Origin of the sequence: Protofrankia coriariae (assembly GCF_001017755.1) — a bacterium.
GTDB lineage: Bacteria > Actinomycetota > Actinomycetes > Frankiales > Frankiaceae > Protofrankia > Protofrankia coriariae.
Map to the genome: position 1 here is coordinate 19,104 of NZ_JWIO01000048.1, position 23,547 is coordinate 42,650.

Annotated in this window: 18 protein-coding genes; 7 read left to right on the forward strand and 11 right to left on the reverse strand. The window is 71.6% G+C overall.

Annotated elements, in window-relative coordinates:
• Positions 1 to 163 precede the first annotated feature (163 nt).
• A complete protein-coding gene (locus FrCorBMG51_RS20995; protein WP_047224760.1) occupies positions 164 to 2,236 on the reverse strand; it encodes a protein kinase domain-containing protein in 2,073 nt (690 codons plus the stop codon).
• Positions 2,237 to 2,602: 366 nt separating this feature from the next.
• Here FrCorBMG51_RS20995 and FrCorBMG51_RS21000 point away from each other — a divergent pair, with 366 nt between their 5' ends.
• Positions 2,603 to 3,712 (forward strand): hypothetical protein, encoded by a 1,110-nt coding sequence (locus FrCorBMG51_RS21000; RefSeq protein WP_052914901.1) that lies wholly within the window; start codon positions 2,603 to 2,605, stop codon positions 3,710 to 3,712.
• Positions 3,713 to 3,811: 99 nt separating this feature from the next.
• Here the strand turns inward: FrCorBMG51_RS21000 and FrCorBMG51_RS21005 are convergent, their stop codons facing one another.
• Together FrCorBMG51_RS21005 and FrCorBMG51_RS21010 are read right to left on the reverse strand one after the other, a co-directional pair.
• Complete coding sequence (locus tag FrCorBMG51_RS21005) at positions 3,812 to 4,861, reverse strand: LLM class flavin-dependent oxidoreductase (RefSeq protein WP_047224742.1); 1,050 nt, start codon at positions 4,859 to 4,861, stop codon at positions 3,812 to 3,814.
• A gap of 246 nt (positions 4,862 to 5,107) precedes the next feature.
• The gene (locus FrCorBMG51_RS21010) at positions 5,108 to 6,112 is read right to left on the reverse strand and encodes an Acg family FMN-binding oxidoreductase (RefSeq protein WP_047224743.1); all 1,005 of its coding nucleotides are present in this window, start codon (positions 6,110 to 6,112) and stop codon (positions 5,108 to 5,110) included.
• 88 nt (positions 6,113 to 6,200) lie between these two features.
• On the opposite strand from FrCorBMG51_RS21010, the gene FrCorBMG51_RS21015 reads away from it, so the two are divergent.
• The 5 genes from FrCorBMG51_RS21015 to cydD all read left to right on the forward strand — a co-directional run bounded on the left by FrCorBMG51_RS21015 (position 6,201) and on the right by cydD (position 14,246).
• Positions 6,201 to 6,836 carry a response regulator gene (locus FrCorBMG51_RS21015; protein ID WP_086055602.1) on the forward strand — a complete coding sequence of 212 codons (636 nt, stop codon included), beginning with the start codon at positions 6,201 to 6,203 and terminating at the stop codon, positions 6,834 to 6,836.
• Positions 6,837 to 7,084: 248 nt separating this feature from the next.
• Positions 7,085 to 7,999 carry a universal stress protein gene (locus FrCorBMG51_RS21020; RefSeq protein WP_047224745.1) on the forward strand — a complete coding sequence of 305 codons (915 nt, stop codon included), beginning with the start codon at positions 7,085 to 7,087 and terminating at the stop codon, positions 7,997 to 7,999.
• 177 nt (positions 8,000 to 8,176) lie between these two features.
• On the forward strand, positions 8,177 to 9,583 hold the full coding sequence (locus FrCorBMG51_RS21025; RefSeq protein WP_047224746.1) for a cytochrome ubiquinol oxidase subunit I: 1,407 nt from the start codon (positions 8,177 to 8,179) through the stop codon (positions 9,581 to 9,583).
• A gap of 24 nt (positions 9,584 to 9,607) precedes the next feature.
• Positions 9,608 to 10,603 (forward strand): cytochrome d ubiquinol oxidase subunit II, encoded by a 996-nt coding sequence (gene cydB, locus FrCorBMG51_RS21030; RefSeq protein WP_047224747.1) that lies wholly within the window; start codon positions 9,608 to 9,610, stop codon positions 10,601 to 10,603.
• Positions 10,590 to 14,246: a thiol reductant ABC exporter subunit CydD gene (gene cydD / locus FrCorBMG51_RS21035; protein WP_052914902.1), complete on the forward strand. Its 3,657-nt coding sequence runs from the start codon at positions 10,590 to 10,592 to the stop codon at positions 14,244 to 14,246. The genes cydB and cydD overlap by 14 nt, the downstream gene beginning before the upstream one ends.
• Before the next feature lie 40 nt (positions 14,247 to 14,286).
• On the opposite strand, the gene FrCorBMG51_RS21040 is transcribed toward cydD, so the two are convergent.
• The 5 genes from FrCorBMG51_RS21040 to FrCorBMG51_RS21065 form a co-directional block, all read right to left on the reverse strand.
• Positions 14,287 to 16,086 carry a sensor histidine kinase gene (locus FrCorBMG51_RS21040; protein WP_047224748.1) on the reverse strand — a complete coding sequence of 600 codons (1,800 nt, stop codon included), beginning with the start codon at positions 16,084 to 16,086 and terminating at the stop codon, positions 14,287 to 14,289.
• A gap of 195 nt (positions 16,087 to 16,281) precedes the next feature.
• A complete protein-coding gene (locus FrCorBMG51_RS21045; RefSeq protein WP_157180608.1) occupies positions 16,282 to 17,736 on the reverse strand; it encodes a tyrosine-protein kinase family protein in 1,455 nt (484 codons plus the stop codon).
• Between the two features lie 21 nt (positions 17,737 to 17,757).
• The gene (locus FrCorBMG51_RS21050) at positions 17,758 to 18,348 is read right to left on the reverse strand and encodes a toll/interleukin-1 receptor domain-containing protein (protein WP_047224749.1); all 591 of its coding nucleotides are present in this window, start codon (positions 18,346 to 18,348) and stop codon (positions 17,758 to 17,760) included.
• A 1,161-nt stretch (positions 18,349 to 19,509) separates the two neighbouring features.
• Entirely contained in the window at positions 19,510 to 20,007 is a 498-nt protein-coding gene (locus FrCorBMG51_RS21060; protein WP_047224750.1) for a glycine-rich domain-containing protein, read from the reverse strand.
• A gap of 223 nt (positions 20,008 to 20,230) precedes the next feature.
• Entirely contained in the window at positions 20,231 to 20,458 is a 228-nt protein-coding gene (locus tag FrCorBMG51_RS21065; protein WP_047224751.1) for a hypothetical protein, read from the reverse strand.
• A gap of 148 nt (positions 20,459 to 20,606) precedes the next feature.
• Between FrCorBMG51_RS21065 and FrCorBMG51_RS21070 the strand changes: the two genes are divergently transcribed.
• Positions 20,607 to 21,164 carry a GNAT family N-acetyltransferase gene (locus tag FrCorBMG51_RS21070; RefSeq protein WP_047224752.1) on the forward strand — a complete coding sequence of 186 codons (558 nt, stop codon included), beginning with the start codon at positions 20,607 to 20,609 and terminating at the stop codon, positions 21,162 to 21,164.
• Here the strand turns inward: FrCorBMG51_RS21070 and FrCorBMG51_RS21075 are convergent, their stop codons facing one another.
• From FrCorBMG51_RS21075 to FrCorBMG51_RS21085, 3 genes are all read right to left on the reverse strand, one after another.
• On the reverse strand, positions 21,165 to 21,698 hold the full coding sequence (locus FrCorBMG51_RS21075; RefSeq protein ID WP_047224753.1) for an OsmC family protein: 534 nt from the start codon (positions 21,696 to 21,698) through the stop codon (positions 21,165 to 21,167).
• A 146-nt stretch (positions 21,699 to 21,844) separates the two neighbouring features.
• Positions 21,845 to 22,663 (reverse strand): class II aldolase/adducin family protein, encoded by an 819-nt coding sequence (locus FrCorBMG51_RS21080; protein WP_200902536.1) that lies wholly within the window; start codon positions 22,661 to 22,663, stop codon positions 21,845 to 21,847.
• A 114-nt stretch (positions 22,664 to 22,777) separates the two neighbouring features.
• The gene (locus FrCorBMG51_RS21085; RefSeq protein ID WP_052914904.1) at positions 22,778 to 23,485 is read right to left on the reverse strand and encodes an alpha/beta fold hydrolase; all 708 of its coding nucleotides are present in this window, start codon (positions 23,483 to 23,485) and stop codon (positions 22,778 to 22,780) included.
• Between the last annotated feature and the right edge of the window lie 62 nt (positions 23,486 to 23,547).

Consider the following 23,547-nt stretch of genomic DNA (forward strand, 5'->3'; position numbering starts at 1 on the left):
CGTGAGCTCGTGCCGGCCGAGCCGAGCTCACGTGCCACCCGGGCGCCGGGTGGGTGGCCCTTTGTGCCGTCCGCGTCCGGACGGGTGCGGCCGGTCCGGGCCGAAGCGGCCGGCCCGGACCGTACCCGCGCCGCCGAGATGCTTCCGTCCCGGCGCCGGGAGATCAGCCGGAGGTCCAGCGCGGGGTCGCGTCGTCCCCTGGGAACGAGGTCAGCTTGCGGGCGTTGGCGTCGTCAGGGGCGGTCGCGCTCGTCACATAGATCTCGCGGTTGGTGGGGCCGTCACGCTGGCTGGTGAAGGCGATCAGTTTGCCGTCCCCGGCCACGAACGTGGGGTCCTGGTCCCGGCCGGGGGCCTCGGTCAGCCGCAGCGGGGTGGCGCCCGGGCTCGCGTCCATGACGAAGACGTCCGTCTCGGCCAGATTCGGGTCGAAAGCGCGACGGAAGGCGACCTTCTTACCGTCCGGTGACCAGGTCGGATCCGCGTCGAAACCCTCCGTGCCCGGGGTGAGCTGGACGGGCTTCGCGCCGGCGGCGGCCGGGTCGGCGTCGATGGTGAACAGCGCGCCGCCGTCGACGCCGCCCGAGCCGACGAAGAACACGATCCGGTCGCCCGTCGGTGACCAGGACGGGTCGGTGGCGCTGGCCGGCACGTTCAGCCGGCGGACGCTGGAGCCGTCGACGGCGGCGACGTAGAGCCCGGTCAGGCCGTCGTTCGGGCCGCGTACGGCCCTGATGACGACGAACCTCCCGGTCGGGTCGACCGACGCCCGGGCGTCCGGCGCGATCACGAGATCCGCCGCCGGCCCGGAGGTGAACAGCGGCATCGGCGCGCCGCTGCCGTCCGCGGCGATCGCGACCAGGCTGGGGGAGGAGTCGATCACCGTGTAGAGGACGGTCTTGCGCTGCGGCCCGACGATCACCGGGAGCGCGGCCGGCTTCGTGTCGTCGACGGTCAGCCGCTGGGGCTGCCCCGGCCGGCCGTCCGGGCCGACCCGCAGGCTGTAGATCGCCCGCCTGCCCTCCTGCTCGCTGGAGTAGACCAGGGTGTCGTCGTCGAGGCCGACGTCGGACTTCGGCAGGATGTCGACGACCTTCACCCCTTCACCGTCCGCTCCCGAGCCGCCGGAGGCCAGAGCCAGCACCCCGCCGAGCGCCGCCAGCACCGCGACGGCGGCACCGGCGGCCACCAGCGCCATCCGCCGGGCGCTGCGTGGTGCCGGGCCGCTGCCGCGCACGGTGGCCGCCGGTCGCGGCTCCTGGCCGGCGGGCACCGTGGTGCCGTCGCCACCGGCATCGCCGGTGCCAGCGCCGCCGGTGCCGTCGGAGGTGGGTAACTTCCAGCCGTCCAGCACCTGGATGACCGTCGCCTCGGGGTCGATCTCCGCCACCGACGACGACGGTTCGCCGAGCAGGCGCAGCATGAGCTGCTGGGCGGTCGGCCGAGCCGAGGGGGACTTGGCCATCGCGTCCGCGACGATCTCGCGCAGCGGCGGGTCCAGCCCGTCCAGGCGGGGCGCCTCGTTGACCGCGCGGTAGAGCAGGACCTGCGCGGACGCGTCGCCGAAGGGGTAACGGCCGGTTGCGGCGAAGGTGACCAGCCCACCCCAGGAGAAGATGTCGACGGCCGGGGTGATCGTCTCGCCCTGGATCTGCTCGGGCGCCATGAACGCGGGGGTGCCGAGCTGCTGGAGGTTGCCGGTGAGGTTGCTCGCCGAGTCCAGCGCCCGCGCGATCCCGAAGTCGATCACGCGCGGCCCGAAGGGGGAGAGCACCACGTTGGACGGCTTGAGGTCGCGGTGCACGATGCCGGCGCTGTGGATCGCGGTCAGGGCCGCGGCCACGCCGACCGCGAGCTGCTCGAGGTTCGCCGCCGACAGCGGGCCGCTCTCGGTGACGAACCTCGCCAGCGTCCTGCCCTCGATGAACTCGGTGACCAGGTAGGGCCGCGCGGCGTCGGGCGCGGCGTCGAGCACCTCGGCGGTGCACACCCGGGCGACCCGGCGGGCCGTCTCGGCCTCCAGCCGGAACCGGGACCGGAACTCGGCGTCACCGGCCACGTCCGCGCGAATCACCTTGATGGCCACCAGCCGACCGGTCTCGGAGCGCCCGAGGTAGACGGTCCCCATCCCGCCCTCACCGAGCTTGCCCAGCAGGGTGTAGGAGCCGAGCTGGACGGGATCGTCCGGGCCCAGCGCGGTGGTCTGTACGTCCGTGGCCGCGTCCGGCGGCGCCATCGTCTGATCCACCCCCACAGCGGGTTGTATCCCGGGGCGTGCCCGGGGCGTTTCGTTCACGGCTCGTTCACAGCAGTCGGCGGCGCCGGCATCCGGACCGGCTTCCTCAGATGCCCGCGGGTATCCGGTGAAAGCCGTGGTCGTCCCCGGCCGGCCCATCTAAAACTACTCCGCCGGTCGTATCACTGACTCCCGGCTTTCCCCTTTCAGGGGGCATGGCATGCTGCCCGTATGCCGCAGCCGCGACGATTGTTTCCGCTGACCGTCCGTGTGTTGGTTGCCGTGATGGCCGTTGCCTCAATGGTAGCGGTGGGCTGCGGCAGTTCGGATTCACCGGGTGGTTCCGCCAGCAGCCGGCCCGCGTCCGTGCCTACCGCGGACCCCACCACGCCGGTGTGGGGTTTTCTGCGCTCGGACGAGGCCGCTCCCACCATCGGCGCCCCGTGGACGCCCGCGGCCGAGGTCCAGGCCGGTAGCTGGCAGTCGGCCGCGGACACCAGGCAGGCGAAGGCGACGGTGATCCGCCGTGGGACGGGTCGTTACAGCGCGATCTTCCCGGGTATCGGGGTGCCCGGCGGGCGGGGCGCGGCGGTGGTGACCGCGGTCGGTGACGCGCCGGTGCACTGCCATGCCGAGGACTGGGCGCCGTCCGGCCCGGACGAGCAGGTCACCCTGGCCTGCCGGTCGCTCACCGGGGTCTATGTCGACTCCCGGTTCACCGCGCTGTTCACGTTCGCGCCGGCGTCCCATCGCCCGACACCCAGCGAGCCGTACGCCTATTTCCGGGACGACGCGCCAAGCCAGCAGCAGGTCCGTCCGGACAACAGCTACAGTCTCGCCGGCCCCGGCACCATCGAGATCAACTGGCGTGGCATCGGCCACTACTCGATCGACCTGATCGGCAGGCTCTACGCCCGCACCGGCAACAACCTCCAGGTCAACTCGGTCGGTTCCACGACGGTGGGATGCAGCGCGCTCGGCCGGGAGGTGCACGAGGACCGCCAGACCATCTTCGTCGGGTGCGCGAACGGGCAGACGTGGACGGACTCGCCGTTCGTCGTCGTGTACGGCAACCAGCACACGGTGATCCCGGTGGAGAACGCGGCGTTCGGGCATTCCTTCACCGGGCTGGAGGAGGCCGGGACCGGGCGGATCCTGCAGCCGCCGCTGGGGCAGACCGTCGACGTGTGGCCCCGCTACTCCGCCAACAGCGCGAAGCGGACGAACACGATCCGTCACGTCGAGACCGGGGTCTACGAGATCGCCTATCCCGGCGTCGGCCGGGCGCCGGACCACGTCCAGGTCACGCCGTACGGCGAGCCGACCCGCCGCTGCGCGATCGCGGAATGGACGTCACCACCGACCGGGGCGGTCGGGGACGTGCGGACGAAGGTCGTCTGCTTCGACCCCGACGGCAGCCGCGCCGACTCCCAGTTCAGCCTCGCTTACGTCAGCGCCGCGGGTCTGACGCCCTGAAGCCGGGCTCCGACGTCCTTCAGGTGGGCCCTGGAGCCCTACGGGCCGGGGCCTGGCGTCCTGCGGGGCCGGGGCCTGACGTCCTGAAAGACGGCAGGGTCACGCGGACAGGGGCTCGCGCGGGGCGGGCAGGTCGGGCAGGCCGGCGAACTCGGCGATCAGCTCGTAGGAGCGGATCCGCGCGTCGTGCGGGTGGACGTTCGTCACAATCATGATCTCGTCTGCCTCCGTCGCGTCGATCAGGGCGTCCAGGCTGGCGCGAACCGTGTCCGGCGATCCCACGATGTGGGAGGAGGCCGCGCCGTCGGCGGCGGCCCGTTCGGCGGGCGTCCAGGAGTACGCCGCGGCCTGTTCGGGCGTGGGGAAGACGTCCGGGCGGCCCTGGCGCAGCCGCAGCATCGTCAGCCGGGTCGGCCCGGCGAGCCACTGCGCGGTCTCGTCGGTGTCCGCGCAGATGACGGCGACGGCGACCATGGCGTAGGGCCGCTCCCGCCCCGGGGCCGGCCGGAACGCCGAGCGGTACAGCGCCAGCGCCGGCAGGGTGTTCACCGCGCTGAAGTGGTGCGCGAAGGCGAACGGAAGGCCGAGGTAGCCGGCGAGCTGCGCGCTGTACCCGCTGGAGCCGAGCAGCCACACCGGCGGTGTCTCGCCGTGTGGGACGGCGGTCACCGTCCGTAGAGGATGGCTGGCGGGGAAGGAGTTGCCGAGGAAGGCGACGAGCTCGGCGAGCTGCGCGGGGAAGTCGTCGGCGGACACCGGCCCGCTCGAGCGCCGCAACGCCTGCGCGGTCGCGGAGTCGGTACCCGGCGCCCGTCCGATACCGAGGTCCACCCGGCCCGGGAACAGCGCCCCGAGCGTCCCGAACTGCTCGGCGATGATCAGCGGTGCGTGGTTGGGCAGCATGATCCCGCCCGAGCCGACCCGGATGCTCGTGGTGGCCGCGCCGACCTGCCCGATCAGAATGGACGTCGCCGAGCTGGCGATACCGGGCATGCCGTGGTGCTCGGCCAGCCAGTACCGGTGGTAGTTGAGCTCTTCGGCCCGGCGGGCGAGATCGAGGGTGTTGCGCACAGCCTGGGCCGGTGTCGAACCGGACACCACCGGCACCACGTCGAGGACGGACAGGGGCAGGGAGCGGGAGAGGGCCACACGGGAGGTAACTCCCCGGGCTCGTGAGGATCTTCCCGTACGCCGTCGGAAACACCGCCGGGCCGGTAAGGTATGTCTGCCGGCCGTGACATGGCCCCCGGGCTCAACCCTTTGTCGCTGCGAGCGACCGTGCGCCGAGAGGCGACCTGCACGGCCGGCACCTTCTCCCTCTCTGGCCCACTTGCTGGCCCCGCGCACCTCCGACCGGTGCGCGCGGCTGGACGCGTCCGGACGGCTGCGCGCGGCTCAGGCGAACCGCAGGATGTCGTCGACCGGCCTGCGGGGGGTCGCCTTCAACGGTTCGGCGCCGGGCAGCGGATAGCCGGCCCTGATGATCATCTGGATGTGTCCCAGGCCGCCGACCGAATGCCGCAGGAGCTCCCGGGTCACCTCGAGGTCGACGGCCTGGCCCAGCGGTGACGTCGCGATGCCGTCCGCGGTCGCGGTCAGCAGTACCCGTTCCATGGCCTGGCCGGCGCGCAGCCGGTCGGCCGGGGCGTCGGCGTCGGTGCCGACCAGCAGCACGACGGGACGCTCCACCCCGGTCTGTTCCAGATGCAGGCCGGGCTCGCCGACCACGTTGAAGTCACGGACGGCGAACTCGGACTGCCGCGGCTGATCCGAGCCGATCACCACGTTCCGGGGGATACCGTCCCTCGCCTCCGGGGCCGTCCGGCTCCACGACTCCAGCTCCGCCCGGTAGGCCGGGTCGTGGTTCTCCAGCCAGTCCGCGCGGGAGATCAGCACGCTGGTGTCGATACGCAGGTCGGTGTCGTCCACGGACACCAGCCAGGCGTCCTCCGCCTCGGCGGCCAGCCGCAGCGCCCGCAGGTGCTCCGGTTCCAGCGGGCGGGAGGCGAAGGGCCTGCGGTCGGTGCGCCGATGGTGCGCTGCCGCCAGCAGCGCCTCGTCCCGCGGGTCGGCCGGCGCGCTGCCGGTGATCCGGATCAGGGCCAGCGGCCCGGAGCCAAGGTCGTCGTCCCCGGCCGGGAAGAGCGTCACATCGGGGACGAGCCCGGCGGCGTGGACGGCGAGGCGGGCGTGCAGCAGGGCCGCGCCGCAACTGAGCAGAAGCTGCCGGCCGTCCGGGTCGGCGACACGCAGCTGGCGGGAGGTGTCGGCAAAGAGATAAAGATCACGGTCCGCCGCCTGCCAGCGCCACGGCTGGGTGTTGTGGATCGACGGAGCCAGGCCGGCCGCCTCGACGATCCCGCGGGCAAGGTCCCTGAGCAGGGTGTCGGTGCTAGTCACCGCTACGACGGTATGCCCTTGGATCGGTCATGTCCTGATGCCCTCGTTCCATGGTCGTCAGGACGTCGCCGCGCGTATCGTCGGTTCGGTGGAGCCTGTCCGCGTTTTCGTTCTCGATGATCACGAGATCGTCCGGCGCGGGATGCGCGAGCTGCTGGAAAGCCAGGGCGACATCAAGGTCGTGGGGGAGGCCGGTCTCGCGGCCGAGGCCCTGCGGCGCATCCCGGCGCTACGTCCAGACGTCGCCATCCTCGACGCCCGTCTGCCCGACGGCAGCGGCATCGACGTGTGCCGCGACATTCGTTCCGGCACACCGGAGGTGCCCTGCCTGATCCTGACATCCCACGACGACGACGAGGCCCTGTTCGCCGCCATCATGGCGGGCGCGGCCGGTTACGTACTCAAGCAGATCAGAGGCAATGATCTCATCGGCGCTGTCCGCACGGTCGCGTCCGGCCAGTCCATGCTCGATCCCGCTGTCACCCAGCGGGTGCTGACCCGGCTGCGTGACGGGGCGCCGGAGGACCGTCTGCTGTCCACGCTGAGCGAGCGGGAGCGGCAGATCCTCGGCCTCATCGCCGAGGGGCTGACCAACCGTCAGATCGCCAGCAGAATCCATCTGGCCGAGAAGACGGTCAAGAACAACGTCTCGTCCATCCTGGAGAAGCTCGGCCTGACCAGCAGAACCCAGGCCGCGGTCTTCGCCACCAAGCTCGCCGGCTAGCCCGCCCCAAGCCCCTCAGCAAGCCTGCTGCCAAGCCCGCTCAGGCCTGCTGGCGAGCCTGTCAGCAAGCCTGCCGGCCGGCTTGTCGTCACGTCCGCCGTGTTTGCCGGGTTTGCCGGTCGGCCGCACGGCCTGGCGGGGCCTGCGGTCCGGCTCGGCAGGCCGGCCCGGACGCACGGGACCTTCGGTCCCGTGGTCTACCCGAATCGCTCTCGTTCGCGTCGCCGGGCGCTGCGAGCGTGAACGGTGTGGAGACGACATCCGACATCGTGGTGGGGATCGACGCCTCCGCTGACGCGGAGTCGGCCCTGCGCTGGGCCTGCGCCCATGCCGGGCTGACCGGCAGGCGGATACGGGCGGTGCTCGCCTGGGGTCCGGGCGGGCGTCCCCGGGTGGTCGACGACATCTCGCCGTCGGTCGGGGTCGATGATCTGGAGCGTGCGGCATCGCAGGTGCTGCACGACGCGGTCCGGCGGGCGCGCCTCGACGGCCTCGCGGTCGACGTCGTCGAACGCACCGTCTACGACTCGCCGTCGGACGCCCTCGTGGAGGAGTCCCGGGACGCGTTGATGCTCGTCGTCGGTGCCCGGGGGCTTGCCCGGATGCGTCGGATGTTCGTCGGTTCGGTCACCGCGCGGTGCGCGCAGGAAGCAGCTGTTCCTGTGGTCGTCGTGCGTGGGCCGGCGCCGCCACGGCCGGACGACCGTCCGGTCCTGGTCGGTGTCGACGGCTCGGAGGGCTCGCTGGCCGCGTTGCGGTGGGCGGCGGTCCAGGCGGGGCTGCGTCGGGTCCCGCTGCGGGTCGCGCACTGCTGGCTGCCGGAGCCGCCGCTGGACCCCGCCTGCCTGCCCGCGTTCGACCTGGCCGCGTTCGACCTGCCCGCGTTCGACGATGCGGTGTTGGAAAAAGCCGCCCGTCTCACCCTCGACACGGCCCTCGAGCGGGGGCTGGCGGGCCGTACCGATGCGGCCGCCCCCGATATCGCCGTCGAAGCCGTGCTGGTGGCCGGCTCGGCGGCGCACGGTCTGATCATGGCTGCCCAGTCGGCCCAGCTGCTGGTGGTCGGTGCCCGTGGCCGTGGCGGGTTCGGCGGGCTGCTGCTCGGGTCGGTCGGCCACCAGGTCGTCACACACGCTCCGTGCGCGGTCGCCGTTGTCCGTTAGACACGGCTGTCCGTTGGACACGGCCCGGGCCGAGGGCCACGCGATCATTTTTCGCGTGGCCCTCGGCCCGCCCTGCCCAGCCTTCCCGGGCTGCCGGCGGCACGGTCACATGTTCGCGCCGCCGGCAGCCGGAGTTCCCCGGTCGCTGAAAGGAACACCGATGAACCAGGAACACAGATGAGTCAGGACACGATTGCCCGTTGGCAGTTCGCGATCACCACCGTCTACCACTTCCTGTTCGTCCCACTGACGATCGGGCTTTCGCTGCTGGTCGCCGGCATGCAGACCGCATGGGTCCGGACCGGCAGTGTCGAATGGCTCCGCCTGACCCGTTTCTGGGGCAAGCTGATGCTCATCAACTTTGCCATGGGAGTGGTCACAGGAATAGTTCAGGAATTCCAGTTCGGAATGAACTGGTCGGATTACTCGCGCTTTGTCGGGGACGTTTTCGGCCCGCCGCTGGCGATGGAGGCGCTGATCGCGTTCTTCCTGGAGTCGACCTTCCTCGGCCTGTGGATCTTCGGCTGGGACCGGCTGCCCAAGCGCGTCCACCTGGCCACCATCTGGCTGGCCTCGCTCGGCACCGTGATCAGCGCCTACTTCATCCTGGCCGCGAACTCGTGGATGCAGCACCCGGTCGGCTACCGGATCAACCCGGAGACCGGTCGGGCCGAGCTCACCTCGATCTGGAAGGCGCTGACGAACCCGACGCAGATCGTCACCTTCCCGCACGTGCTGTCCGCCTCGCTGCTCACCGCGGGCGCGGTGCTGGTCGGGCTGTCCTGTTGGCACCTGCGCAGGGGGCAGCAGGTCGACCTGCACCGCCGGGCCGTGCGGCTGGGCCTGGTGGTGTGTGCCGTGGCGTCGGTGGGGGTGCTGCTGTCCGGGCACTTCCAGGGCCAGGTCATGACCAGGCAGCAGCCGATGAAGATGGCCTCCGCCGAGGCGCTGTGGGACACCGAGAAGAGCGCGGGCTGGTCCCTGTTCGCCTACGGGGACGTCTCCCACGGCGAGAACAAGGTCGACATCAAGATCCCCTACATGCTGTCGTTCATGGCCACGAACTCCTTCACCGCGGAGGTGGAGGGGGTCAACGACCTGCAGGCCGCCGCGGTCGCCAAGTACGGCCCCGGCGACTACACGCCGGTCATGGGCGTCACGTTCTGGAGTTTCCGGATCATGATGGCGCTGGGTGGGGTCTACTTCGCCCTGGCGGCCTTCGGCCTGTGGCGGATGCGCCGCGGCGGGCTGCCCGGCGGACGCCATGTGCTGCTGGCGTTCGTGGGCGCCACCGTGCTGCCGTACGCGGCGAACACCGCCGGCTGGATCTTCACCGAGATGGGGCGCCAGCCGTGGTCGGTGTTCGGCCTGCTGCGCACCTCCGACGCGGTCTCCCCGAACGTCTCCACCACCGCGGTGGTCCTGACACTGGCCGGCTTCACCGTCCTCTACGGCGCGCTTGCCGCGGTCGCGCTGCGCCTGTTCCTGCGGCACGGCACGCACGAGATCCCGGAGCTGAGCCCGACCGTGACCATCGACGGCGAAGCGCGGCCCGGCGAGGCGTTGCCGTCACTGGCCTACTGACATCCCGGGATCAGGAGTAGGGCGATGCTTGAGGAGTTCTGGTTCGTGCTCGTCGCCGTCCTGTGGGTCGGCTTCTTCGTCCTGGAGGGCTTCGACTTCGGTGTCGCGGCCCTGCTACCGGTGATCGGCCGTAACAACGAGACCGACCGCCGGGCGGTGCTCGGTACCATCGGCCCGGTCTGGGACGCGAACGAGGTGTGGCTGCTCACCGCCGGCGGTGCGATGTTCGCCGCTTTTCCGGAATGGTACGCGAGTCTGTTCAGCGGAGCGTACCTGGCGCTTTTCCTCATCCTGGTCTCGCTGATTGTCCGCGGGGTTTCCCTGGAATATCGGGGGAAGGCCACCACGGCGGCCGGGCGGGCCTGGTGCGACCGCGGGATCGTGGTCGGCGGGGCGCTGCCGGCGCTGCTGTTCGGGGTTGCCTGCACCAACATGGTCCGTGGCCTGGAGATGACCCCCGACCATCAGGTGACCAGCGGGTTCTTCGACCTGCTGAACCCGTACGCCCTGCTGGGCGGGGTGACCACGGCGCTGCTGTGCGTCCTGCACGGGGCGGTGTTCCTGTCGCTGAAGACCCGGGGTGAGATCCGGGCCCGGTCCCGCCAGGTCACCCGGGCTCTGATCCCGCCCGCGCTGGCCGCCCTGGCCGGGCTGGCCGGGTGGACGGTCGCGCTGCGCGGTGGGGTGCTCGTGGCCGCGGTGTCGGCGCTGGCGCTGGCCGCGCTCGGCGGCGCGGCGGCGGCCTGGTCCAACGAGCGGGACGGCTGGGCGTTCGCCGGCACGGCCGGCGCCATCGCGCTGATGGTGGCGAGCTGGTTCGTCGCGCTCTACCCGAACGCGCTGCCGGCGCTCGGCGCGCCGGAGAACAGCCTGACCATCAGCGACGCCGCCTCCGGGCACTACACGCTAACGATCATGACGTGGGTGGCGGTGCTGTTCACTCCGGTTGTCCTCGGTTACCAGGCGTGGTCGTACTGGGTGTTCCGACGACGGCTGGTTGGATCTGATGAAGCCGGTTGATCCGCGGCTGCTGCGGGTCACCCCGGCCCTGCGCGGCTACCTGCTGCGGCTGGGGGCGCTCGCGGTCGCCTCGGCCGCCCTGGTGATCGTCCAGGGGACCCTGCTGACCGACGTCGTGGTGACCGGCCAGCGGGTGGCGGTCGGCGCGCTCACCGGGACGGGGGGCGCCGTCGCGCTGCTCGTCATGGTCGCCGCCGCCCGGGCAGTGGTGGTCTGGCTGTCCGAGCGCACCGCCGAGCGCACCTGCCCGGCGGTGTCGGCCGGGCTGCGCCAGGCCATGCTCGGCGCGGTCGTCGAGCGGACGGTCACCGGAGGTGCCGCCGGTACCGGCGGCGACCATCGTGATCGTGACGGGGGAGCGGGGGCGCTCGCGGTCACCGCGGGCGCCGGCCTGGACGGCATGGACGCCTACCTGACCCGTTTCCTGCCGGCGCTGGTCATGGTCGCGGTCGTCCCGCTGTTCGTGCTGGCCCGGATCGCCGGCGCGGATCTCGCCTCGGCGGCGGTCCTGGCCGTGGTGCTGCCGCTGGTACCGATCTTCATGGTGTTGGTGGGGCTGGCCACCCGCAACCGCACCGACCGGCAGCTGGCGGTGCTCAGCCGGCTGTCCGGGCACTTCCTCGACGTCGTCGAGGGCCTGCCGACACTGCGGATCTTCAACCGGGCGCGGCCCCAGGCGTCGGTGATCCGCCGGATCACCGACGCCTACCGGGAGCAGACGATGGCGGCGCTGCGCTGGGCGTTCCTGTCGTCGTTCGTGCTGGAGCTGCTCGCGACGCTGTCGGTCGCGCTGGTGGCGGTGTCGGTGGGGCTGCGGCTGGTCTCGGGCTCGCTCGACCTGCGCGCCGGGCTGCTGGTCCTGCTGCTCGCCCCGGAGGTGTACCTGCCGCTGCGGCAGGNGTACCTGCCGCTGCGGCAGGTGGGGGCGCAGTACCACGCGACCGTGTCCGGGCTGACCGCCGCCGCCGCCGCGCTCGACGTGCTCGACGCCACGCCGCCGCCGCGGCCGGGCTCGCGCCCGGCCCCCACCCGGTTCGACACCCTGCGGCTGGACGGCGTCGACCTGCGCGGCGCCGGGCGGGTCGACCTGACCATCCGCCAGGGTGAGATCGTCGCGCTGGTCGGCCCGAGTGGCGCGGGCAAGAGCACCGTGCTGGCGCTGCTGCGCGGGGCGCTGCGCCCCGCGCACGGCCGGGTGCTGGTGGACGGCGTCGACCTCGCCGGGGTCGACCCGGCCGGCTGGCAGGCCCGGGTCGGCTGGCTGCCGCAGCGGCCGCACGCCGTCTGCGGCGGCACGGTCGCCGACGAGGCGCGGCTGGGACGTCCCGGCGCGCCGGCCGCCGAGGTCGCCGCCGCGCTCGCCGCGGCCGGCGCGCCACCGGCGGAGCAGCGCGCCGGCGAGGACGGCGGTGAGCTGTCCGCGGGTGAGCTGCGCCGGGTCGGGCTCGCCAGGGTGCTCCTGCGGGACGCGCCGCTGGTGCTGCTCGACGAGCCCGGGGAGAGCCTGGACGCCGCCGCCGAGGAGCGGGTCGCCGCGGCCGTCGCGGCGCTGCGGGGCCGTGCGACGGTGGTGCTCGTCGCGCATTCGGCCGCTCTCGCCGACGTCGCCGACCGGGTCGTCACGATCGCGGCGGGCCGGGTGGCCGCCGACGGCCCGACCGCCGACTGGACAGCCACCGACGGTCTGGACAGCGACCACCCGGTGGCTGGCCGCACGGAGCCGCCGCCCAGCCCGGCGCACCCGCCGGCTCCGGCCGCCCTGACGCTTCCGCCCGCTCCCCGCCCGGCTGTGCCCGTCCCACCGCCGGCGGTGCCTCTCCGGCCGGCCGTCACATCCGTCCCACCGGTGAGCGCATCCGTCCGGCGGCCGGGAGACACACCGCTGGAAGACACACCGGAAGACATCTCCGTCTCGCTGGCGGGCGTGCGCTCCCGGTCCCGGCACCGGTCCCGCTCCCAGTCTCCGCCGGCCAGCGCCCACCGGCGGGCACTGGAGCTGTTCGTCTCGGCCCGGCGACGGTTCGCCCTCGGCATCCTCGCCGGGGCCGCCGCGCTGGGGTGCGGCATCGGGCTGACCGCCGCATCGGCATGGCTGATCGTCCGGGCGTCGCAGCAGCCGCCGGTGCTGACCCTGATGGTCGCGATCGTCGCCGTCCGGGCGTTCGGGCTCGGCCGGCCGGTCTTCCGCTATGTCGAACGTCTCGTCACTCATGACGCGGCCCTGCGCGGCCTGGCCAGGCTGCGCGCGGAGGTGTTCGCCCGGCTCGTGCCGCTGGCCCCCGCCGCCCTCGGGACCCACCGCCGCGGGGATCTGCTGCGCAGGTTCACCGCGGACGTGGACGGGGTCGGCGAGTCGCTGCTGCGCGGGGTGGCCCCCACCGCGTCCGCGGCGCTCGCCTGCGCCGGCGCCGTGATCGTGGTTGCCGTCGTGTCGCCGCCCGCGGGGGGCGTCCTGGCGGTCGGGCTCGCGGTGGCCGCGGTGCTGGCCGGGCCGGTGACCGGCCGCCGTACCCAGGAGATGGTCACGGCCACCGCCGCGGCGCGGGCCCGGCGGGACGTCGAGATCGTCGCCGTGCTGGACGGGCTGGACGAGATCGTGGCGTTCGGCGCGGCGCCCGCCCGGCTCGCCCGGGTACACCGCCGGGACGGCGAGATAGCCCGGCTGGCGGCGTCCTGGCGCGGGTCACCGGCGTGGGGGAGCGCGGCCGCGATGTTCGCCGCGGGCCTGACCCTCGCGGCGGTCAGCGCCGTCGGGGTGGCGGCGGTGGGACAGCAGGCGCTGTCCGGGGTGATGCTCGGGGTGGTCGTGCTGACCACGGTCGCCGCCTTCGAGCCGTTGGCGGGGCTCACCACCGCGTTCGCCGCCCTCGCCGAGGCCCGGGCGTCGGCGACCCGGGTGTTCGCCGTCCTCGACCGCGAGCCGCTGGTGGGCGAGCCGGCCCATCCGAGGCCGCTGCCCGACGGGCCGCTTGAGGTCCGGATGCGCGATGTCGTGCTGCGGTACGCCCCGGACGGTCCGCCGGTGCTCGACGGCTTCGACATCCACCTGCCCGCCGGCGCCCGGGTCGCGCTCGTCGGCGCCAGCGGCGCGGGCAAGAGCACCGTCGCCGACCTACTGCTGCGCCTGCGCGACCCGCAGGCGGGCCGGGTCCTCGTCGGCGGTGTCGATCTGCGCGACGTCGCCACCGACGAGCTGTACCGGCGCGTCACCGGCATGACCCAGGACGCGCACGTGTTCGACGCGACGCTGCGGGAGAACCTGCTGATCGCCCGTACCGACGCGACCGAGGCCGAGCTCACCGACGTCCTCGGGCGGGTCGGGCTCGGCGGCTGGGTCGCCGGCCTGCCGGACGGCCTGGCCACCCGGGTCGGCGCGGACGGGGAGCGGATGTCCGGCGGGCAGCGCCAGCGGCTGCTGCTCGCCCGCGCTCTGCTGGCCGACCCCGCGGTGCTCGTTCTGGACGAACCCACCGCCCATCTCGACCCGGTGACCGAGGCCGCGGTGATGCGCACGATCCTGGACGTCACCCGGGGCCGGACGGTGCTGCTGATCAGCCATCGCACGGTCGGCTTCGAGGAGTTGGACGCGGTGGTGGAGCTGGCGGGCAGCACACGGGTGCCCGCCCTGCGCTCAGCCGCCTGACGAGCGCGGACACCTGCTCTGCGTTCAGCCGCCCGACGGCTCAGCCGCCCGACGGCGGCTGAGCGCCATCCGACGGCTGCGTGCCGCTCGACGGTTCCGTGTCACTCGAACGGCCTGTGCCGCTCGGGCGACACGGGCCATCGGCGGGATGCGGCCCGTCCGGCCCATCCGGTGTGTCCGACTTATTCGCTGTATTCGCTGTATTCGCTGTGTCCAGCGCGCGGGTCCGGGCGGACCAGGACAGCCGGGTACCGGCGGCGGCGGGGGAGAACACGATGAACCTGCCACCGAGCTCCTCCGCCCGGCTGCGCATGTTGGCCAGCCCGCTGGAGCTGTCCCGGCCCTCCGGGTTCACCCCACCGACCCCGTTGTCGATGACGTCCAGCCGTACCTGGCCGTCGGTGGACCAGACGGTCACGTACACCTGGGTTGCCGACGCGTGCCGGGCGACGTTCGACAGGGCCTCGCGCAGCACCGCCACCAGATGCTCGCCGACGATGTTGCACACGCTGGAGTCCAGCGCGCCTTCGAAGCGCAGGTGCGGCGCGAACCCGAGGGAGACGGTCGCGTCGTCGACGATGTCGAGGATCTGCCCGCGCAGGCTCGGAACGTTGTCGCGCCCGCGGCGGCGCAGTTGGAAGATCGTCGTGCGGATCTGGCCGATGGTCTCGTCCAGGTCGTCGATGTAGGAGGTCAGCCGGTCCCCCTGCTGCGCCTCGCCGGTGCGCGAGACCAGGCCCTGCAGCCCGATCGCCGTAGCGAAGATCCGTTGGATGACGTGGTCGTGCAGGTCGCGGGCGATGCGGTCGCGCTCCTCCAGGAGGGCGATGCGGTCGCGGTCGGCGCGGGCCTGGGCCAGCTCGAGCGCCAGCGCTATGTGCCCGGCGAAACCCGACGCCATGTCGATGTCGGCGTCGGTGAAAAGCCGGCCCTCGGCCCGCCGGCCGAGCACGAGCGCCCCGACACTCTCCCCTGAGGCGATCAGCGGAATCACCATTGACGGGCCGTTCTGGCCGGCCAGCGGATCCGAGGCGGAAACGACCGCGCCGACCAGCCCGTCCGGATATTCGCCGGTGGCGACCTCCACGACGAGTTCCTCGGCCGACCCACGGGGGAGCAGCACAGCGGAGAAGTCGGCGACGGCGATTTCCTGGGTCCGGCGCGCAATGAGTTCCAGCGGGTTCGGCCCCTCGGCCAGCAGATACCGGGTGATGTCGGTGGACGCCTGCAACCAGCGTTGCCGGCGCTGCGCCTCCTCGAAAAGCCGCGCGTTCTCGATGGCGACGCCGGCGCTCGCGGCCAGCGCCTGGACGAGTTCCTCGTCCTCGGCGGTGAAACGGGACGCGTTCTGTTTGTCCGTCAGGTAGAGGTTGCCGAACACCTTGGTCCCGATCCGGATCGGGACGCCGAGGAAGCTGTGCATGGGCGGATGCCCGGCGGGGAAGCCGTCCGCCCGGTGGTCGGTGGTGATGTCGTCGAGCCGCAGCGGGTAGGGCTCCCGGATGAGCAGGCCGAGGATGCCCTTGCCCCGCGGCAGGTCACCGATCCGGCGGACCATGCTCTCGTCGAAGCCGACATGGATGAACTGTTCGAGGTTCTGGTCGCGTGCGATCACGCCGAGCGCGCCGTAACGGGCGTCCACAAGATCGCATGCGGCTTCCACGATGCGGGTCAGCACGACGGGCAGGCTCAGGTCCGAGGCAACCATGCGGCTCGCCCGCAACAGACCACGCAGGCGACTCTGGGTGACGATCAGATCCTTGGCCTGGTCGACCCGATGGGTAACGAAGTCATCACCATATGGTTGTACGGCATTCCCGCCGCCAGTCTCTGCATCCATGACGATCTCAACGTATTACGCCCGACGGCCCCGCAGATCTCCCCGTCGGGCAACATCGCGCGAATCATCCCGAGCGGCCCGATCGGCATCTTGTCGCGACCGGTACGACCTGCCGCTCCGCCAGCCCACCGTGATTCTTTTCACCGCCGAATGATTTCCCTGCGCCTGCTCCAGGACAGGAGCTATATGCGTCGGTCAGCCGGGTTCCAACAGGCCGCGGTTCCTTCCCGTGATTGTGCCAACAATCCCGTCCGCGACACCAGAAAGATCTTGTTCGTCTGTTATGCGCAGGTACTGGAAGTGCCTGAGCGGACTCGGGAGATTATCCGATTCGGTGTCGGAGATGAGCACGGGAAGGACCGCGCGGTCCGATTGGTCGTCCAGCGTCTGGCGCATGAACCGATTGATTTCGTGGTTCTGGGAACGGTCTACGTACCGGTCGACCAGTATGACGAGGTGTCGTGACCGGGCCAGCAGAGTGTCCAGCGCGCGTGACCGCTCCACACCGGTAGCGAGCTGTCGTGCCTGCTCCGACGGCCCGAGCACCCGCAGACCCCGGCGGGTCAGCAGAGCCTCCAGCGACCTCGCGAGCTGTCCGCTTTCAAAGATGTCATGACTGATGAAGACGTCGAAGTCGTAGTCGTCGCCGCGTGAGCGCAGCCCCTGCCGGGTGGCGGCGGCCACGAACGAGTCCCTGCTCTCCACGAGCAGGTCGCTGCGGTCCAGCCGGTGGGCGATCGTGGCCGCGAGGGTCTCCAGCGAGTATCCGATCTTCTCCGGGGTCGGGTCCTCCTCCTCGAGCGCCGGCAGGTCCTCGCCGAAGCTCCAGTAGGAGACGTAGGGGATCGTGAGCAGGCCGAGCAGCCGCTCGACCGGCACCCCCTCCAGCGGCACCTTCTCCACGGCCCAGTTCCGGAAGAGCGGGGCGAGATCCCGGCCGAACCGTTCCTGCCAGTCCCGGGCCCGGCGGTACTCCTCCCGGGAGTCGAAACGCGCGGGGACGGGGAGGGTCAGCAGCAGGGAACGGTCGTAGGGCAGGTCGTCGCGGGCCTTTTCGGCGCGTTCCACGACGTCCAGGACCCCGCGCAGGCTCTGCTCGTTGGCGGTGAAGAGCACGACCAGGATGTCGGGGAGCTGCGCCGTGCAGATCCCGCTGATGTCGGTGATCCCGGTCCGGCTGTCGATCAGGACGAAGTCGTAGTCCGCCACCCAGCGTTCCCGGCAGTCCTCCAGGAAGGCGCCGAGGTCCTTCCCGCCGTACAGCCCGGCCCAGTCGATCGTCTGCGCCCGGGGGACGTAGGAGGAGCGGTCGGCCGGGCCGGCGGGCAGCAGGTCCAGAGGTATGTCCCGCCCCGGCAGGGATATCCGGCTGACGTAGTCGGCGACCCGCGGGTCACGGCCCCGCGCGAAATCGTCGATGAAATCGACCAGGCCGGTCCCGGGCGGTTCAGGCAGCCAGCGGCTGAAATAGAACGGGATGCCCGGCGCGTCGATGTCCCAGTCGATGCACAGCGTCCGGTAGCCCCACGAGGTGAGCAGCGCCGCGGTGTTGGCCAGGGCGAAGGTGCGCCCGACACCGCCCTTGTAGGAGTAGAAGGTCACCACTGTGCCGCTCGTGCGCGCGCTGCTTCCCGTACGCTCACCGCGCACTGTTCTCACCACTCACCGCGTTCACAGTCTCGGGACGTCCGCGCGGTGGGCCGGTTCGGGCTCGGGGCGCAGGATCGGGAGGTTCGGGCGCCATTCCGGCACCACGTCCAGCCTGGCCGCCAGCTCCTCCGCGATCTCCGCCACCTTCCTCTCGAACCCGACGTAGGCGGGCGTCTGTTCGAAGGAGCTCGAGGAGACGTTCCACTCCTTCATGTCCCAGTGTTCGGACCGCTGCGCGTCCGCGGGGAAACGGTGACCGTCCTTGAGCCGTATGGGATATACCAGGCGACACCCGTTCAGCGGCTTGTCCAGCCCGAACACCACCTCACGTTGCCGCATGCTGCGCCATTCCGCGACGCACCAGTGCGAGCCGAAATAGGACGGGGTCCAGACCGCCACCAGCAGGCGTGACCGGCTGTGGGCCTCGGCGAGCACGTCCGGCCAGTAGTCCCCGACGGGGATCCGGTCGACATCGATGAAAATCTCGGGTTTGCGGTCCAACTCGTCGGTCAGGCACTTCACCAGCATCTGGTGGAAGTGGTTGCGCACCCATGGCAGGACCGTACCCGCCCGCCGATAGCTCAGGAACACATCGAACCGGTAGCCCGACATGCTTCAACGGCCTCCCCCAGGACCGGTCCCGCCACTGACCACGGTGTACGGACAGGGACGCGCCGGACAGCCGATGCGGAACGACAGACACGACATGTGAGACATAGCACATGTCGCCCTCAGCTTACCGGTCATGCCGACACAAGCCATCACCCGCACCGCAGGCCACCGATATCAGCTCACCGACACCGGAGCGTGCCCTGGAACGGCTGTGAGCCGATCGGCAGGTTCGGAATGAGTGGTTTGGGACGGTTCACATCAGTCCGCGAGTCGCCATCTGGCGTACCGGCGTGCCACCCGTGCCCGGGCAGCCGAGGCTCCCGGCCCGCCGGTCACCGTCCGGTAGGTCCACAGGCCGGCGACGAAGGCGGCGAAGGCGGTGAGCGCGTCGTCCGCTGCCGTCCAGCACGCTCGTGCTGCCGCCCACGTCTCGGCGTCCCGCGGAGAATGTCCCACCTCGACGAGCCGGACAATCATGAACGCGGAGTCGCGGGATGCGTCTGGCTGAGGGCAGGGCGCGGCCGACCGCGAACGAGGCCNCGATCACGTGAATCGACCCGTCGGCTCCGATCACGAACTGGCCGCCGTGTAGATCGGTGTGGACGAGCCGATCGCCCGCCACCGCCTCGGGCGCCAGCGCCGTCCATCGGTCCATGACGCCGACGTCCCAGCCGTTCACCACGTCCGGAGCGATCTCGCGCAGGCGGCTCCACCAGTCCCGCACGGTCCACCGCTGGTGCAGCCCGGGAACCCCGGGCGCGGGCAGACCGCCGAGCCGGTCCAGGGTGCGCCCGACCGTTGGAAGATCAGCCGAACCGGGTGTGAGGTCGGCGGACCGGCCAGGCAGGTACTCGAACCCGACGACCAGCCAGTCGTTGTCCGCGGTGACGTCCTCCGCGAAGGTCACGGCCGGCGCGATGCCAGCGGCAAGCGTCCCGGCCGTGACCTCGTTGCGCAGCCAGCGCATCCGCCTGCCGATCCCACGGACCGCCTTCACGAACACCGGCCCGTCCCGGCCGTACACGACGGCCGCCAGATCGTTGTTCCGCCCGCCGTCGACGGCGGTCACCGAGCCCACCGGGCCGAGGTGACGCCCGACCGCCTCGCGCACCGGATCGGGAAGCGAATCCCAGAGGTCCGCCATGCCGGTCCCTTCCTGGATCACCGCGGGATCCGCGATCCCTGATTCTCGTCACCGTCCTTACCGGACGCCGAGCAGTTCCCCTCATCGGCGCAGGAGCCGCACCTCCCCGTGCCCGTCGGAGGCCACAGGTCCATGTCGACGGCATAGCCGGCATCCGTGATCGCGGCCAGGGTACGGGCCCGGACATCCATCTGCCGGACCGGCTCGTTCGCCGCGTCGTTGGGGACGTGGTGGATGAACCGGCCCGCGACCTGGTCACAGAACGCGGCGTACTCGCGGGTGTCGAGCACGAACACGTGCCACCCGATGTCGACCAGCCGGCTCGGGGCCAGACCGACACCCGGGTTCCGCGCGCTGGCAGCCAGGAACGCCAGCGTCTGATCGACGATCCGGACGGCGAGGTCGCGGCCTCCCGCGACCTCGACCGCCACCCGGTCGACCAGCCGGTCGAACACGTCCGGGCGGACCAGGAACCGGGCCGTCATCGCTGCTTCCGGGGCAGCCACAGCAGCCATACCGTGAGCTCCTCACAGGAGAAGGGGTGGAACCCCTGCCCGGCGGTTCCGGACAGGGACGTCGCCACGGGACGATCTTGTCGACGTCGGGTGGGGATGGTGCACGCGCCGGCCCGCGGTTACACCCACGTCAGCATCGGGGGTGGGCGTGCCGCGGGCCGGCGCGCGATCAGACAGGCCCCCTGCCTCTGCTCACCAGACGGACGGCAGAGGGCCTGCGTCTTTAGGTCCCCATACGGGGAGAGCGGAACGGGAAGGTGATAGGGACCACGCGGCCGTCGAGCCCGCAGCTTGTCGCGTGGTGCTCCGCGGCGGCCACGGTCGGAAACGGCAGGCGGACCTCGACCGGCTGCTGATCAGTCCCGTAGACGACGACGGCGTACGGCACCGCGTCCGCCGGCACGTCGGCCCGGGGTCGGGTCCGGATCGTGCAGGTCCCGGTACGTGTCACGACATCCCCCAATCGCCTGTTAGTTGCGCGGCCGGCCGGATTATGGTGCCGTCGGGCTGGCGCGGTGGCAGGACGTGACGGAGGTCCGGGAGTATCACGACCAAGTCCGCGTGCTGTCCGCACGGCTCGCGCTTCCGGGAGGGTCGAGATGACGCTGGAGTTCGGCGAGCCCGCATCCATCGTCGTGCCGACGGTGGTCACGGACCGGCTGATCCTGCGCTGCTGGCGGCCGGCGGACATCGACCCGTACGCGGCGATGAACGCCGACGAAGAGACCATGCGCTACCTCAACGGCCCGTTCGACCGGGCAGGCACCGAGCGGCTGGTCACCCATCTGGCCGGCATGTGGGTGCTGCTCGGCTACGGCATGTGGGCGGTCGAGGACAAGGCCACTGGCGAGTTCCTCGGCCGGGCCGGGCTGTACTACGCCGACGGTTGGCCCGGGGTCGAGGTCGCCGTCTCCATCCGCCGGGACCGCTGGCGACAGGGCCTCGGCACCGAGGCGATCCGGACCGCGCTCGACTACGGTTTCGCCGCGCTCGGTGAAGACGAGCTGGTCACCGTCACTGACCAGGGCAACATCGGGGCGAACGGAATCGCCCGGAAACTCGGGATGAGCTTCCGGAAGATCGCCACGGTCGGCCCGTGGCGGGACAACAACGTCTACGCCATCAGTCGGGAGACGTGGGCGGCGCGTACCGTCTGATCAGGGCAGGGCTGGGACGCGTTCGAGGGTGCCCTGGATTGGCTGTGGGTTGATCAGCAGGTTCAGGATCGGGCAGGTGCGTTCCACCGCCTCGCGCAGCCCGCTGATCTCCTCGTCGGACGCGGGGGAGGACAGCCGTACGGCGTAGCGCAGATCGTGCGGGTAGACCGGCAGGTCCTCGTAGCCGGGCTCGCCGGCGCGCGGGTCGAAGGTGGCGGTGACGTCGATGTCGAGGGAGTCCAGGGGGACGCCGAGCGTGGCCGCCTGGATCAGGTAGGTGTGGGTCAGGCAGCTGCCCAGCACGCCGAGCTGGATCTCCGGCGAGGTCGGGCCCAGGTTGTGCCCGGCCAGATCCGGCCCGCTGTCACTGATGATCTGGAACTCGCGGGCCCGGATGCGGCGCACGCCGGTGCGCCCCTCCGCGGTGACGGTCGCCGAGACGGTCAGCGGTTTGACGTCGCCGGCGGCCACCCGCTCCCGATGGGCGAGGAGAGCGTCGCGTTTGCCGATCAGGTATTCGCTCAGACCGCTCACCGGGCCGTCCTCTCGTCGTCGCTCCGTCGTCGGCAAGTATGCCGGTCCGTGGCCTGCCGAACCCCGTGGCGCCCCGTGGCCGCACAGCTGTGTGGGTGACGCGGGACGGGAACCGCGTCACCCACACAGTGCGCCACCCGGCGCGCTCAGTCGAACAGGTCCGGCTGTTCGGCGGTGATGATGTCCCAGTAGGGGGCGAAACTGAGGCCACCGAAGGAACGGCTGCGGCCCAGCGGCGCGGCGACCTCGTGCCGGACAAGCTTCGGGCGGCCGGCGGCTTCGGCGAGAAGCTGCGCGTGCGCACTCTGGTCGGCGGTGACGAACAGCCACGCGGCCTCCTCCACGGACCGTCCGACGGTGAGGAAGCCGTGGTTCTGCAGGATCACGAGCTTGTTCGGCCCCAGCGCCTCGGCGATGTTGCGTCCTTCCGCCGTGTCGAGGACCACACCGTTGAAGTCGGCGTAGAGCGAGTGGCTGCCGTAGAACGTGAGGGCGTCCTGGGTGATCGGGTCGAGCAGCCGGCCGAGGGACGACCATGCCTTACCGGCCAACGCGTGCGCGTGCGCCGCGGCGACGACGTCCGGACGGGCGGCGTGTACCTGGGAGTGGATGGCGAACGCGGCCGTGTTGACGGGGCGGTCGCCGATGACGATGTCGCCGTTGTGGTTGACCAGCAGCAGGTCGGAGACCTTGATCTGGGCGAACGGCACGGCGAGCGGGTTGACCCAGAAGTGGTCGGGCAGCTCCGGGTCACGCGCCGTGATGTGGCCGGCGATGCCGTGGTCGTAGCCGAACCTCGCGAACAGCCGGAAGGCGGCGGCCAGCCGCTGCTTGCGGTGCAGCCGTATCTCCTCGACGGAGCCCTCGGGCTCGGGGTGCTTCGGGACGCTCTGGTCGGCCACGCGCAGCGGGGTCTGCCGGAACTGCTCGCGGATGCTGGGGGCGAGGCTGGTGCTTGTGGACATGCCCTGATCTCCTTGACGTGACCTCGGACCTTGACGTGACCCCGGAAAGGATCGCGGAAAGGATCGTTGTCGTGGCACGCGCACCGCCCGCCGCCGTTTCCGCGTGCCCCTTGCTCATCCGAGCGGCAGATCGTGTTGCAGGGACTCCAGGAACACCAGCGTGCTGGCGGCCACCGTCCGGTAGCCGGGCCCGGTGATCACATCGTGCTGGCCGGGCACCACGGTGAGCCGCGCCCGGGGGGCGGTACGGATGATCATCTGGGTGAGCGGCAGCGGGCTCACCTGGTCGTCCACCCCGTGGACGAGCAGGATGGGCAGATCGGGCAGGGCCCGCGGGACCGGGTACACCGGGGCGTAGGCACCGCCGACGCCGCTGGTGCCCGTGGCATCCTCGCCGCTCCTGGCGCCGCCGTCGGCGGTGAGGGGACGTTGGAGCAGCGGCAGCCCGAGCAGGACCACGCCGTCCGGGCGCAGCGCCGGGGAGCCCGCCAGGGTCAGCGCGCGCAGCCCGCCGATGTCCGAGCCCAGCAGGACGAAGGATGCGCCGGGAATACGTGCTTCGGCCAGCGTCGACACACTGCTGCCGGGCTCCTCCGAGACGGTGGTGGTGTAGCCGTCGAGGGCCAGCCGCAGCCGGAGCCCCTCGAAGGAGGCGACCGTCTCGTCCCGGCCGGTCAGGATGAGGACGGATCCCCGGCTGGGAGGCACACCGGGCGGCGCCTCGAGCGTGGTGGTCAGTGACGCGGCGTTACCGGCTGTATGTCCATGGATGCCGGTGGGCGGCCGTCTCGACGCGAATGTCGCGGGCGGCGCGGAGGTCATTGTGCATCTCCTGTCGTCGGATGGGAGCTGTCGCGATGGCCGGCGTGGATGCGTGCCGTTGT

Bases quoted from the DNA above. Each gene is read 5' to 3' on its own strand.
- FrCorBMG51_RS20995 (WP_047224760.1), bottom strand. From the start codon at position 2,236: ATGGCGCCGCCGGACGCGGCCACGGACGTACAGACCACCGCGCTGGGC.
- FrCorBMG51_RS21080 (WP_200902536.1), bottom strand. From the start codon at position 22,663: ATGTCCACAAGCACCAGCCTCGCCCCCAGCATCCGCGAGCAGTTCCGG.
- FrCorBMG51_RS21025 (WP_047224746.1), top strand. From the start codon at position 8,177: ATGAGTCAGGACACGATTGCCCGTTGGCAGTTCGCGATCACCACCGTC.
- FrCorBMG51_RS21040 (WP_047224748.1), bottom strand. From the start codon at position 16,086: ATGGATGCAGAGACTGGCGGCGGGAATGCCGTACAACCATATGGTGAT.
- cydB (WP_047224747.1), top strand. From the start codon at position 9,608: ATGCTTGAGGAGTTCTGGTTCGTGCTCGTCGCCGTCCTGTGGGTCGGC.
- FrCorBMG51_RS21050 (WP_047224749.1), bottom strand. From the start codon at position 18,348: ATGTCGGGCTACCGGTTCGATGTGTTCCTGAGCTATCGGCGGGCGGGT.
- FrCorBMG51_RS21060 (WP_047224750.1), bottom strand. From the start codon at position 20,007: ATGGCTGCTGTGGCTGCCCCGGAAGCAGCGATGACGGCCCGGTTCCTG.
- FrCorBMG51_RS21070 (WP_047224752.1), top strand. From the start codon at position 20,607: ATGACGCTGGAGTTCGGCGAGCCCGCATCCATCGTCGTGCCGACGGTG.
- FrCorBMG51_RS21085 (WP_052914904.1), bottom strand. From the start codon at position 23,485: ATGACCTCCGCGCCGCCCGCGACATTCGCGTCGAGACGGCCGCCCACC.